This window comes from Pseudomonas sp. ZT5P21 (assembly GCF_054897785.1).
The window spans coordinates 157,714-170,426 of the sequence record NZ_CM142705.1; the positions used below are offsets into that span (position 1 = coordinate 157,714).

Here is a 12,713-nt window from a genome sequence, read left to right on the forward strand (position 1 = left end):
GCGCCAGCACTCGAGAGCACCGACATGATTCACATCACCCTGAGCAATGGTTCATCGCGTGAATACGACCAACCGTTGTCGATCTACGAATTTGCCGCGAGCATCGGTCCCGGGCTGGCCAAAGCGGCTGTCGCAGGGCGGGTTGACGGCGTTTTGGTGGATTGTGAATTTTTGCTCGAAGCCGATGCCCGGGTCAGCATCGTCACGCCGCGAGAGCCCGACGGGCTGGAAATTCTTCGCCGGTCCTGCGCGTTGGTGTTGGCGATGGCCGTGAAACAACTTTATCCAAAAGCACATCTGCAGTCCGGATCGGCATTGGGTGATGGCTTCTTCCATGAATTCAAATTCGAGCGTCCATTAAACCTGGTCGACCTTGCCGGCATCGAAGCGCGCATGAGGATACTGGCGGCTACCAACCATTCGATCCGCCGCCGCGCGACGCCTACAGAAAAGATATCGTCCTACCTTCTGGGCGACTTCGAGTGTATTTCCATGGGTCCGCATGTTCCTGCAACCCGAATGTTGCAAGCCTTCGCCCTCGATCACATCAGCGGCACGTCACCACAGCGGATTTACGGCACCTGCTGGTCCTGCCAGGAAGAACTGGACACCTGGCGGGCACCGCCACACGTGATCATCGTCAGCATGGATGATCGTCAGGCGGATTACGCGCAGTCGGTGACTGAAGCGTTGCGTCGAAGCGGCGTGCGTGCTCGCGCAGATCTGCGTGACGAGAAAGTCCGGCACAAGATTCGCGAGTACCGTCAGCAGGTGCCGTATCTGGTGGTGATCGGAGAGAAAGAAAAAGAAGGAGGGTTTGTCAGTGTGCGCAGTGGCACTGGGCAGGACTACGGCAGAATGGCCGTTGATACGGTGTGTGCCTGGCTCAGATCAACAAGCATGGCGGGTGCCTGAGCGGACGCCTTCGCGAGCAAGCCCGCTCTCACAGGGTTTATACCACCCTGTAGGAGCGAGCGGTGCGGCGACCCGACTTGCCCGCGAAGCTTTTAAGCCCTTGGCTTAACCGTCCCGCAATCCTGCCCCAACCACACCGCGCGAGTATCAAGACTACCCTTCTGTTGAATGCCAGTGGCGTTGAAGGTGCCATTTACCTTGGTGGTGAACTCCCGATCACTCAAGAACGTCGCCACGCCCGCACCCTGCGCTTTCGGGCAACTGAAGCGGAATTTCCACTGGTTGCCGGTGCGCTCGGTGATTTCCTGTTTGCAACCTGATTGCGGATCCGTCAGCGGGATGTTGTCGGTTTTCACTTGCTCCGGTGTCAAGCAAGCGCGAATGCCCTTGCCACCCATGGTGATGCCCTGTTTCTCCAGTTGCGCGCGCTGTTCAGGCGTCATCTGACTCTGAATCTGGCCAAGGATCAGCTGCAGATCCGGCAGTTTCTGGTCATCGACCTTCATGTTGCTCGAAGTCAGTTCCCACAAGCCCGGTTGCAGCATCTGCGCCTGAGCGGCCACGGGAAGTGCCAAACCAAAAGCCACGGCCAAACCCAGCAGACGAACGTTCATCGTGTAACTCCTGATCAGTAGTGGCCGTTAGACGTCAGCCACAGGCTTCGGTTCATGGGCCAATTAAATAGCGACATTCTGCACGGAACATGGTCTGTTAAGCATTGAATCTTCAGGAGCAAGGCTGCCCCCATGGATTATTTTGGACCGCATGTCTTCGGTTATCTGATCGCGTTTTTGCACTCGTTAGGGCTGATCGCCGCCATCCATGCCGTATTGACCGTTCGGACCGCTCAGGGCTCGATCGCCTGGGCCCTGTCGTTGCTGTTCATTCCCTACCTCACACTCATTCCCTACCTGGTCTTCGGCCGCAGCACTTTCGATGGTTACATCAAGGCGCGGCGACAGGCCAACGAGGAAATGCGCAAGGCGATTTCCGAATTGAACTGGCGGCCGTGGGTAGAAGAGGCGCTGACGGCACGAGCCTCAAACGCTTACGCCTCATTAAGGGCAATGCCGAAGCTGGGACGCATGCCCTGCCTGGCGAATAACGAAGTCAGCCTGCTGATCAATGGCCCGGCCACCTTCGAGGCAATTTTCGAAGCCATCAGCCAGGCCAAAGAAGCCGTCCTGATCCAGTTTTTCATCATCCACGACGACCGCCTCGGCCAGCGCCTGCAAACCTTGCTGTCGAAAAAGGCCGCCGAGGGCGTGGCCGTTTATCTGCTGTACGACCGCATCGGCAGCCACTCCCTGCCTCACAGTTACGTGCAGCCGTTGCGCGATGCGGGTGTCGAGGTCAACGCTTTCGCGACGCGCAGCGGCTGGCTCAACCGCTTCCAGGTCAACTTTCGTAACCACCGCAAGATCGTTGTGGTCGACGGCGAGTTGGGCTTCGTCGGCGGACACAACGTGGGCGACGAATACATGGGCGAGAAACCACCTCTGGCGCCGTGGCGCGATACCCACGTTCGAGTGCGCGGGCCGGTGGTTGCCTGCATGCAGGAGTCCTTCGCCGAAGACTGGTACTGGGCGGCGCGGTCATTGCCGCCGTTGATACTGCCGGATGTGTATCCGGACGACGGTGTGCTCTGCCAATTGCTAGCCAGCGGCCCGGCAGACTCCTACGAAACCTGTTCACTATTCTTTGTTGAAGCCATCCACGCGGCGACGGAGCGGGTGTGGATCACCAGCCCCTATTTCATCCCGGACGAAGCGGTGTTCGCGGCGTTGCGGCTGGCGGTACTGCGGGACGTCGATGTGCGGATTCTGCTGCCGTCGCGGCCCGACCACCGGATTGTCTACGCCGCCTCCAGCCTGTATGCCTTCGAAGCCGTACGCGCCGGCGTGCGGGTGTTCCGCTACCAACCCGGTTTCCTGCATCAGAAAGTGGTATTGATCGACGGCGAAATCAGCGCGATCGGCAGCGCCAATATGGACAATCGTTCCTTCCGGCTGAATTTTGAAGTGATGTTGCTTACGGTCGACAGCGCGTTTGCCGGCGAGGTTGAACAGATGCTCAACGACGACTTCGCCCAGGCCCATGAAATCGCCAAAGAAGAAAGCCGCGAGACCCGCCGCCTGCAACAGGTCGGCATGCGGATCGCCCGGCTTATTTCTCCGATACTTTAAGGGTTGTAGATGTCGTCCCGAGTCCATGGCAATTCATGGCTGCCATCGGGGTGCGCTTTCACCGCGAGGATCTGGTGCAGGTTGATCCAGCCCTTGGCGAATGCATAAGCGCATCCTGCCAGGTACAGCCGCCAGATGCGCAACGCCTGCTCAGGCACGAGCTTGCCGGCGGCTTCCAGATTGTCTTCCAGACGTTCACTCCAGTGGTCCAGGGTGCGCGCGTAATGCAGGCGCAGGCTTTCGATATCGACGATCTCCAGACCCGCTTCGCTGATCTCGGCAGAAATCATCGACAGGTGCGGTAACTCGCCGTTGGGGAACACATACTTCCCGATGAAGTCACCGGCACCGCGCCCCACCGGACGGCCATCGGTGTGCTTGGCGGTGATCCCGTGGTTCATTACAAGACCGCCCTCTTTCACCGTGCCAAACAAGGTTTGGCAGTACTCGGACAGGTTCGCGTGGCCGACGTGTTCGAACATGCCGACACTGACCACCTTGTCGAAACGACCGTCTTGGGGCAGATCACGATAGTCCAGCAGTTGCAGTTCAACGAGGTCGTCCAGGCCTTCCGCCGTCACTCTTTCACGCGCCAAGGCCAGTTGCTCTTTGCTCAACGTGATCCCAAACACTTTCGCACCGAACTCCCGTGCCGCATACCGGGCCAGTCCGCCCCACCCGCAACCGACATCCAGCAGATACTCGCCGGGTTGCAGGCGCAACTTACGACACAGATGACGGAATTTGGCTTGCTGCGCCTGCTCAAGCGTTTCGCTGCCGGTCTCGAAATACGCGCAGGAATACGCCATGTCGCTGTCGAGCCACAGCTGATAAAACGCGTTGGAAAGGTCGTAGTGATAGGAAATCGCCTCGGCATCGGTTTCCTTGTTGTGGGCGGTGCGCACGGGATGACTGTCCAGGTCACCCAGCAATGCCTGGCTCCATTCATCAACGACGCGGATCACGTCGCTGATGGAACCTTCCAACTCGACTTTGCCCTCGACAAACGCCGCTCCGAGCGCATCCAGGCTTGGATGAGTGAACTGGGTAACCAATTGTGGGTCCTTGACCACAATAGTGACGCTGGGCGTCGGCCCCAGATTGAACTCATGGCCGTCCCAAAGTCGCAGGCGCAACGGTAGTTGCAGATTCTGTAAGGCCGGTGGAAGTTGCGCGAGCATGGAATATCCCCCTTGTTTCAGACGCCTGATGTGAGGTTAGACCATCCTTGAAAAATAGCAGGCTACCGATTTAATAGCCCTGCTCTATGCCCAACGGAGCTCGAACCACCTCGTCGCAAATTCACAAAAGTGATCGCCCTTACACTAAATGACTGCGCATTCGGCGCACAGTTCTGAAAAGTTGAAACCCTCAGATATCGTCCTTCAACTTGAGCAACGGCTCCTGAAAACGCAGCAACCGCCCAGCGTTACCCAGCACCAGCAATGTACTCAGGTTATGCAGCAACGCCGCGACCATCGCCCCCGCTGCGCCGAGCCAGCCGAATGCGGCGAAAACCACTATTGCCAACGTCCAGCCCAGACCGATGATCACGTTGACCTGCAAAGTGTTCCGGCATTGGCGACTCAAACGCACGCAGGTGCCGAGCCGACGCAGATCACTGCCGATCAGTACGATGTCGGCGGACGCCAAAGCAATGTCTGCCCCGCCCGCTCCCATGGCGACCCCGACCACTCCTGCCTTGAGGGCCAGCGAATCGTTGATGCCGTCACCGACCACCATTGGCCGGAAGCCGCTGTCGATTTCCTTGAGTACACGATTGAGTTTGTCTTCGGGCAAGGCCTGGGCTTCGACATCGCGGATGCCGACATCCCGGGCTAACGTATCCGCCACACTTTGGCGATCCCCTGTGAGCAACAACTGCCGGCCCAGTCCGAGTTCACGCAACTCGTTCAAGGCAAACCGCGCTTCCGGCTTGACGCTGTCCGCCAGCAACAGCCAGGCGAGAAATTCACCATTCAGCGCGAGCCCGGCAATCGGGCCATCGTGTTCGGGAATATCTGACGTGGGAATGCCCAGTTGTGAGAACAACTCGGGACGACCCAGTGCCGCTTCGCCCTGTTCCGTCATCGCCACCACTCCCAGCCCCTGCCGTTCGTGAATGTTCGAGAGCAACAGAAAATGTTCCTGAGTGACCAACCCGGCGAGCGCGCGACTGACCGGGTGGCTGCTGGCGGAACCGAGGCTGGCGGCGAGTTTCAAAACGTGACTGCGATCTTCCAACGGGCTGTCGATGGATTGCAGGCGCAAGGTGCCGAAGGTCAGCGTCCCGGTCTTGTCGACCACCAGCGACGTCAAATCCGCCAGCTCTTCGAGAAACGCCGAACTGCGAATCAGAATCCCGTGGCGAGCGGCAACTGCAACCCCGGCAATCGCCGTGGCCGGTGCGGACAACACCAACGCGCACGGGCACGCTGCCACCAACACCGCGAGCATCGCCTGCGCATCGTTGGTGATAAACCAGGTGACTGCGGCCAGTAGCAACACCAACACCATGTAGCTGCCAGCGTAGCGTTCCAGTAATCGAGTGATCGGCGGTTTGGAACGCTCCGCGCTTTGCATCAGCGCGATAACTTTGCCGAGGGTCGATTCGCTGCCCGTACGCGTCACTTCAATACGCAGAAGGCCGTCGAGGTTGACCGCTCCGCCGAACACGGACATCCCAACGCCCGCTTCCACCGGCACCGACTCGCCGGTGATTGAAGCCGTGTCGAGGCTGGCCTGACCGGAGAGCACGAGGCCATCGGCCGGCACTCGGTCGCCGGCGCGAACTTCCACCCGGTCACCGGCCTTGAGGGTGCCGTTGTCGACTTCGAAGATGGAGCCATCGGCCTGAACCTTGCGCGCATGGCTGCGCGTCAATTTACCCAGCGCGGAAATCGCTTCCTGTGAACCGATTACGCTGCGTTCTTCCAGCACATGGCCGAAGATCATGATGATCGGTAGTAACGCAGCGGTCAGCAGATCGCCGGTCGCCCAGGCACCCAGCATGGCCAAGGCGATCAATTGGTCGGTGATCCCGTGCAAGCTCGGATAACGCAAGCTGTACCAGGCCGAACGCATCACCGGCAAGGCCACCAGCAATGAGGCAAAACCCAGCAGCAATTGACTGACACCGGCCTGTTCCGGCGACCACCAGCGCCAGATCAAACCGAGCGCCAGCAAACCCAATGCGAGCATGGCCAGGGTCAGCTGGCGAGCGGCGCTACGTTGTTCGGCCGAGGACAACAGACTCGGGGCGGCGGCGGTTCGGGCAGTCATTGTGCAGCTCCCTGAATGATCAGGCGGGAATCGTCTTTCGGATTGACCGTGGTCACCGAGCCGGCCTGACCGAGAATTTTCGGCAGGCGCTCGCGGTAGATGCGTAGCAACATTTGCGGGTCGGTGCCCTGTTGTTGCGCCTTGGCCAGGCTGAACACGGAGGCCGTGTCGGCGGAGGCTTTGGCCAGTCGTTCGGTCGCTTGAGCGTGGGCAACTTGCAACGCACGGTCGGCTTGCTCGTTGGCGGTTTGGGTGAGTTTCTCGGCGTCAGTGCGTGCGTTTGCAACCGCCTTATCGGCTTGCTGACTTGCCGTCAGAACCGCGTTGAAGGCGTTGATAGCCGACCCCGGCAGACTTGATTGCACATCAACACGCGCCACTTCGATGCCCAGGCCCTGCCCGGTTGCCGTGAGTTCGGCGAGACGTTGATTGATGCCTTGCACCAGATCACCGCGTAGACGCTCACGTCTTTCCGCCGCCTGATTTCCCGCGCCGATCAATTCCGGTCGCGCTACCAGGATAGTGTCGAGATCTCGTGCGGCAGTGAGTGCAACGGCGCTACGGGTCACCAGGCGATCCAGTGCCGGCAGCACATGTTCACCTTGAAGAACGAACGCATAGGGTTCGGTGACTTTGTAAAAAACCCGAACATCCAGTTGCACCACGCCCGCGTCACCGGTCAGCAAATAACCGGACCCCGCAAGCGCGTCACTCAGCGGCGCGGCAAACGTGGCGACGCGATCAGCCTGTAACGCGGCATCGCTGCGCAGCAGATTCTCGACCCGACGCTCGATCACCCGGTCGGCTGCTGGCAGCAACATCACCTGCTCGAACGGGCGCGGCCACGCCAGCAGCAGACCGGCATTTTGAATGCGATCCAAAGCGCCAAAGTGCAAAACCACCGCGCGATTCTGCGGATCGATCTGCCGAACATTGGAAAATGCCCACGCCAACGCGGCCAGCACCGTCACCGCATATAGCGCAAGAAACGTCAGTCGCCCGGCCTGAATCCAGGGGCTGCTCAACTCATTTGTTCCACGTGGAACCAAATTCATGGTTGCGACCCGGACTTGTTTTCGAGGCTTGGCGGACCGTCAACCAACACCCGGAACGGCGCGGCATCGGTGCGCAGAATCAATTTGGTTCCAGGCGTGACGATGGTGCTCAAGGTGTCAAGGGAGCGCAGCAAGTTATAGAGCTGCGGCGAACCGGCGTAGGCGCGACCGTAAATCTGCGCCGCTTCGACGCGGGATTGAGCTTCGATGTCGGCGGCTTTTACCGTGGCATCAGCCTGAACGATTCGCGCATCACGTTCGGCGGCTGAGCGAATCTGGGCCGCTTCACGTTTGCCAATAGCCGTGCGTTCGGTGGCGATTGTTTCACGCTCGGCACGCATCCGGTCGACGGTGGCGGTCAGGGTCACCGACGGTAAGGTCAAACGTTCGATGCCGACTTGCAGCACGCGAACGCCATAAGTGGTCAGCAATTGCTGATCAATTTGCTGACGCAACTGTGCCTCGAAATCGGCGATGTGCACTTCGTTCGCGTCGGTATTCACCAGATTGGCCAGATCAAAACTGCTGGCCGTTGTCTCCAACGCCGAGCCGACGAAGGTGCGAATCTGCCGCGCCGCTTCATCCGGCTGATTCTGCACGGCGCGCATGAAGCGCTGCACATTGTCAGGATCGCCTTGAACCTGCCACGCCACGTAAGCCTGAACGATGATGCGCAAACCGTCCCGCGTGCCCACATCCTGCAAACCACTCGACGTAGTGCGCAGACGTAAATCGACAGGAATCGCCGCTTCAAAAGGTGCGGGCCAACGCCAACGGAGCCCCGGCTCGAGCAACACCCGTGACGGGTTGCCAAAGCGAGTGATTACCGTGGCCTCGCCGGAACGTACTTGCACTAGGCTCGCTGCTGCGATGGCAAACGCAACCAATAACGCCGCCCAACCCATGCGCCGCCACGGGAAAGGGCCGGCTTCTTGTGGATCGCCGTGGTGATGATGCCCGTGGTGATGCCCGCCATGGCCGTGATTGTGGCCGGCGTGGTCAGCATGATCGTGAGTGTGCGACTGGCTCATTTGGCAGCTCCTGGCTGAGCAGTTTTATGCGGCGGCGCAGGGTCAGCCGGCAGCGTGAACGTACGGAGGTCGATGGTCGGCGCGTTGTTGGCGCCGCCTAAACGATGATCGATAACCAGCAGCCTCGCGCTGGCCAGACCTTGGGAAAGCTGGCTGAAATACTGCTCCAGCACAAAAGCCTGGCCCGCACTGTTATAGGCTTTTTGCTCGGCGCTGAATTTCAGATCCGTTGCTTGCGCAACCGCATTGATTTCACGAGCGTTGGCTGTCGCCTGATCGCGAGCGAGGCTGGCCTGCAATTGCGCCTGATTGGTGGCTTCCGCTGCCGCACCGCGTTCACGTGAGATCAATGCCTGCGCACCAATCTGTGCCGCTTGCACGCCGTGATAAGCGTTAGCCGCGCCGGCCGGTGGATGAATCGCCTCGACCACGGTCGCGAGAATTTCCACGCCACTGCCGAGTGTTTGCAGGTCCGCCTGTACCGCGCGGCCAATCTCATCGGCGAGCCCTACCCTGTCCTCGCCAAGCAAACCGTCGAGGGTTCGGGAGGCGAAATCGTGAACCAGAATCCGGCTTGCAGTACTGCGGATCAGCGTCGGCACATCAGCATTATTGTACGTCGCGGCCAGCGCCGCTTGATCCGTCAGGCCGATGCGGTAAACGAACCGCACATCCATGTTGACGATCTGGAAGCTCTGCTTGTCGGCACGGCTGCTGGCGATGACCTGGGATTTGTCATTTACATGGCTGGCGTCCCACAAGCGATTGGCAACTCCCGCGGCCGGACCTTCAGCGGGCTGCGCTGCAATGGGCGCCGTTGCTTCGCCGACACTTGTAGCCAACTCATGGACCACGCCGTTCTCGACGCTCAACACTCGGCCCAGCGGCCACGGCAAACCCGCGTGCAAACCGGGACCGAATACCTCCACCGGTTTGCCGAAGCGCTCGTAGATGCCGCGCCCTTGCAGGGGAATTTCGTGAACGCCAGTCAGCGACCAACCGATAAAGGCGACCACCGCCAACACCGGCACGAACGCGCGACGCATGTAGGTGAACGCCCAGATTTGGCGCAGATCGATGCCGAAGCGGTTATGCAGTTCATGCTGTAACGCCAGTAGTGGTTGGGGTGGCCAGCGCAGCATCTCGGCGACGAAGCTTCGGGCGAGCAAGGCGGGTTCAAGTTGTTCACGGCGGGGACTGAACAATGACAGCGTCGCACGTAGCAGCAGTTCGACCGCGACGAGCCCCGGCAGTAGCCCGATCAGCACAGCCAGTCGCACCGGCCAGACCGACACTTCGCTACCGAACAACAGACACAGCGCGCTCAACACAAGACTAATGATTGCAACGCGTGTCAGCTGGGCCAACTGCCCTGCTTCAGGCCACTGGGCGACGTTTTCCTGGGCAAGCTGGCGTTCCAGCACCAGCAAACCGAAGGCCAGCAGCAACGACAATGCAGCGCCGACATTGGCCCCAAGGCCTAACGCGGCAGATGGTAGCGCAAGGTCCCAGACCTGGTTGATGCTGAGCAGGGCCAACAACGCCCAGCCGCCGAGCCACAGCGTCGGGGCGCCGATGTGCACCAGCATCCGTGTCCATCGTTGGCTGATCCACTCCAGTAGGTGTTCGTACCAGCCGACCGGGGCGTCGGCGACGTCGACCTCCACGGGCAGCGCAGCAGGGTTCATTGCCCGTGCGCGCCATTGCGTCACCCACCACGCCGATTGCAGCCCGGCGATCAGCACCAGTAGACCGGAGCTCTGATTGACCAGCAACGCTGGCCAAAGCGACTGCGGTGCAAACAGCCCGGCAAAAAATCCCAGCACCCAGCCCGTCGCTGCAAGCGCGCCGAGGCCGATCGCCAACTGCCACAATCGTCGCCCCTGAAAGACTGCCTGCTGAAAGCGCGGCAACCCGGCTACCGATGCTCCCTCAACTTCGAGATCAACTTGCATACCACCCCAGTGTTTTTCGTGCTCAGTTCGTTACGATATAACGAAATCCGTGAAATTTTTGTACTAAATCGCTCTATCTGAAGACGCTCGGCCTGTCGCCTGGCTGAAGCCTTGACGGAAAGACTGAGGAATGCACATATTACGCTCGTAATTTTCTCTGCGGACTACGTTTATCCCGCCCGATTCCCATTCAATCCAGGAGCAAATCCATGAGTAGCTATGACGTCGTGATACTGGGCGGAGGCCCCGGCGGTTACAACGCAGCGATCCGCGCCGGCCAGTTGGGCCTGAAAGCCGCTTGCGTCGAAGGCCGCGCTACCCTCGGTGGCACCTGCCTGAACGTCGGTTGCATGCCGTCCAAGGCGCTGTTGCACGCTTCCGAACTGTATGACGCTGCCATGGGCTCGGAATTCGCCAACTTGGGGATCGAGGTCAAACCCACGCTCAACCTCGCGCAAATGATGAAGCAGAAGGATGAGAGCGTGACCGGGCTGACCAAGGGTATCGAGTTTTTGTTTCGCAAAAACAAAGTCGACTGGATCAAGGGTTGGGGGCATATCGACGGCCCGGGCAAAGTCACGGTGACTGATAGCCAGGGCGGCAAGACCGAACTGAACGCCAAGGACATCATCATTGCCACCGGGTCCGAACCCACTCCCCTGCCCGGCGTAGCGATCGATAACAACCGCATCCTCGATTCCACAGGTGCGCTTTCTTTATCCGAAGTGCCCAAGCATCTGGTGGTGATTGGCGCCGGGGTCATCGGCCTGGAATTGGGTTCAGTGTGGCGACGCTTGGGCGCTCAGGTGACGGTGGTCGAATTTCTCGACCGGATCTGCCCCGGCGTGGACGGTGAAGCGGGCAAAACCCTGCAACGCTCGTTGAGCAAGCAAGGCATCAGCTTCAAGTTGAGTTCGAAAGTCACCCGCGCCATCCCCTCGGCAAATAGCGTTCAACTCAGCGTTGAACCGGCGGCCGGTGGCAACGCCGAATTGCTGGAGGCCGATTACGTGCTGGTGGCCATCGGGCGCCGGCCTTACACCCAGGGTTTGGGTCTGGACAACGTCGGACTCGCCACGGATAAACGCGGCATGCTCGCCAACAAGGGTCACCGCACTGAAGCGGCAGGCGTGTGGGTCATTGGCGATGTCACGTCCGGCCCGATGCTCGCACACAAGGCTGAAGATGAAGCCATGGCCTGCGTCGAGCAGATCGTCGGCAAGGCGGGCGAGGTCAATTACGATCTGATCCCCAATGTCATTTACACCAAACCGGAGCTGGCCAGCGTCGGCAAGACCGAAGAGCAACTCAAGGCTGAAGGCCGCGCGTACAAGGTCGGCAAATTCCCCTTCACCGCCAACAGTCGGGCGAAGATCAACCACGAGACCGAAGGCTTCGCCAAAGTGCTGGCCGACGAGCGCACCGACGAGGTTCTCGGCGTGCACCTGGTGGGCCCGAGCGTCAGCGAAATGATTGGCGAATATTGCGTGGCCATGGAGTTCAGCGCCTCCGCTGAAGACATTGCCCTGACTTGTCATCCCCACCCTACTCGGTCCGAGGCCTTGCGCCAGGCGGCGATGAATGTGGAGGGGATGGCGACGCAGATGTAGGCCTCGGAGATTTGCTGCGACAGATCTATCGCCTTCGCGAGCAAGTCGGACTGCCGCACCGCCGCTCCCACATTGGTTTTGTGTACGCCACAGATCAAATGTGGGAGCGGCGGTGCGGCGGTCTGACTTGCTCGCGAAGGGGGCAACTTGGTCTAAAGCGGCAAATGCTCTAATGGCAACGCCCCCGGCGTCTTCACCGTGTGAATCGCAAAGTTGCTGCGGATATCGCTAACCCCCGGCAATTTCAGCAATCGCCCGGTGAGAAACCGGTCGTATGCCCGCAAATCCGGCACCACAACCTGCAACAGAAAATCGGATTCCCCTGACACCAGAAATGCCGAAATAACCTCGGGCAACGCCATCACAGCCACGCGAAAGGCTTCGGCTTGCTCATCGTTATGGCGTTCTACCTTGACCCCGACAAACACCGTCAGCCCCAGCCCGACTTCATCGCGATCCAGATTGGCCTGATAGCCGCGAATCACTCCGGCTTCTTCAAGCATTCGAACCCGACGCAGACAGGGCGACGCGGACAGACCGATCTCGTCAGCCAGTTGCACGTTGCTCAATCGACCATCCCGTTGCAGGGCCGCGAGAATCTTGCGGTCGTAGGCGTCCAGTTTCATTTTTGGCAGATCCTGATGGCATCGATTCATTGATTGGCAGGTTATGCCAACCG

At 59.8% G+C, this 12,713-nt stretch carries 10 protein-coding genes; 3 read left to right on the forward strand and 7 right to left on the reverse strand.

Annotation, left to right across the window (positions count from 1 at the left end):
• The first annotated feature begins 24 nt into the window (after positions 1-24).
• Positions 25-915, forward strand: coding sequence for a His/Gly/Thr/Pro-type tRNA ligase C-terminal domain-containing protein (locus tag ACYZT9_RS00740; RefSeq protein WP_462008121.1), 891 nt, complete (start codon positions 25-27; stop codon positions 913-915).
• 92 nt (positions 916-1,007) lie between these two features.
• Here the strand turns inward: ACYZT9_RS00740 and ACYZT9_RS00745 are convergent, their stop codons facing one another.
• Positions 1,008-1,529 (reverse strand): DUF3617 domain-containing protein, encoded by a 522-nt coding sequence (locus ACYZT9_RS00745; protein ID WP_462008122.1) that lies wholly within the window; start codon positions 1,527-1,529, stop codon positions 1,008-1,010.
• Between the two features lie 132 nt (positions 1,530-1,661).
• Here ACYZT9_RS00745 and cls point away from each other — a divergent pair, with 132 nt between their 5' ends.
• Positions 1,662-3,101, forward strand: a complete 1,440-nt coding sequence (gene cls / locus ACYZT9_RS00750) for a cardiolipin synthase (protein WP_462008123.1) — start codon at positions 1,662-1,664, stop codon at positions 3,099-3,101.
• Here the strand turns inward: cls and cfaB are convergent.
• The 5 genes from cfaB to hflK (ACYZT9_RS00775) form a co-directional block, all read right to left on the reverse strand.
• Positions 3,098-4,282 carry a C17 cyclopropane fatty acid synthase CfaB gene (gene cfaB / locus ACYZT9_RS00755; RefSeq protein WP_462008124.1) on the reverse strand — a complete coding sequence of 395 codons (1,185 nt, stop codon included), beginning with the start codon at positions 4,280-4,282 and terminating at the stop codon, positions 3,098-3,100. The genes cls and cfaB overlap by 4 nt on opposite strands.
• Before the next feature lie 190 nt (positions 4,283-4,472).
• A complete protein-coding gene (locus ACYZT9_RS00760) occupies positions 4,473-6,383 on the reverse strand; it encodes a cation-translocating P-type ATPase (RefSeq protein WP_462008125.1) in 1,911 nt (636 codons plus the stop codon).
• Entirely contained in the window at positions 6,380-7,438 is a 1,059-nt protein-coding gene (gene hflK, locus ACYZT9_RS00765; protein WP_462008126.1) for a protease modulator HflK, read from the reverse strand. Before hflK (ACYZT9_RS00765) ends, ACYZT9_RS00760 begins: the two co-directional genes overlap by 4 nt.
• On the reverse strand, positions 7,435-8,469 hold the full coding sequence (gene hflC / locus ACYZT9_RS00770; protein WP_462008127.1) for a protease modulator HflC: 1,035 nt from the start codon (positions 8,467-8,469) through the stop codon (positions 7,435-7,437). The genes hflK (ACYZT9_RS00765) and hflC overlap by 4 nt, the downstream gene beginning before the upstream one ends.
• Positions 8,466-10,424 carry a protease modulator HflK gene (gene hflK / locus ACYZT9_RS00775; protein WP_462008128.1) on the reverse strand — a complete coding sequence of 653 codons (1,959 nt, stop codon included), beginning with the start codon at positions 10,422-10,424 and terminating at the stop codon, positions 8,466-8,468. Before hflK (ACYZT9_RS00775) ends, hflC begins: the two co-directional genes overlap by 4 nt.
• Positions 10,425-10,633: 209 nt before the next feature.
• On the opposite strand from hflK (ACYZT9_RS00775), the gene lpdA reads away from it, so the two are divergent.
• Entirely contained in the window at positions 10,634-12,034 is a 1,401-nt protein-coding gene (gene lpdA, locus ACYZT9_RS00780) for a dihydrolipoyl dehydrogenase (protein ID WP_462008129.1), read from the forward strand.
• 152 nt (positions 12,035-12,186) lie between these two features.
• Here lpdA and ACYZT9_RS00785 read toward each other — a convergent pair whose 3' ends face one another.
• Positions 12,187-12,660, reverse strand: a complete 474-nt coding sequence (locus tag ACYZT9_RS00785; RefSeq protein ID WP_008027506.1) for an Lrp/AsnC family transcriptional regulator — start codon at positions 12,658-12,660, stop codon at positions 12,187-12,189.
• Between the last annotated feature and the right edge of the window lie 53 nt (positions 12,661-12,713).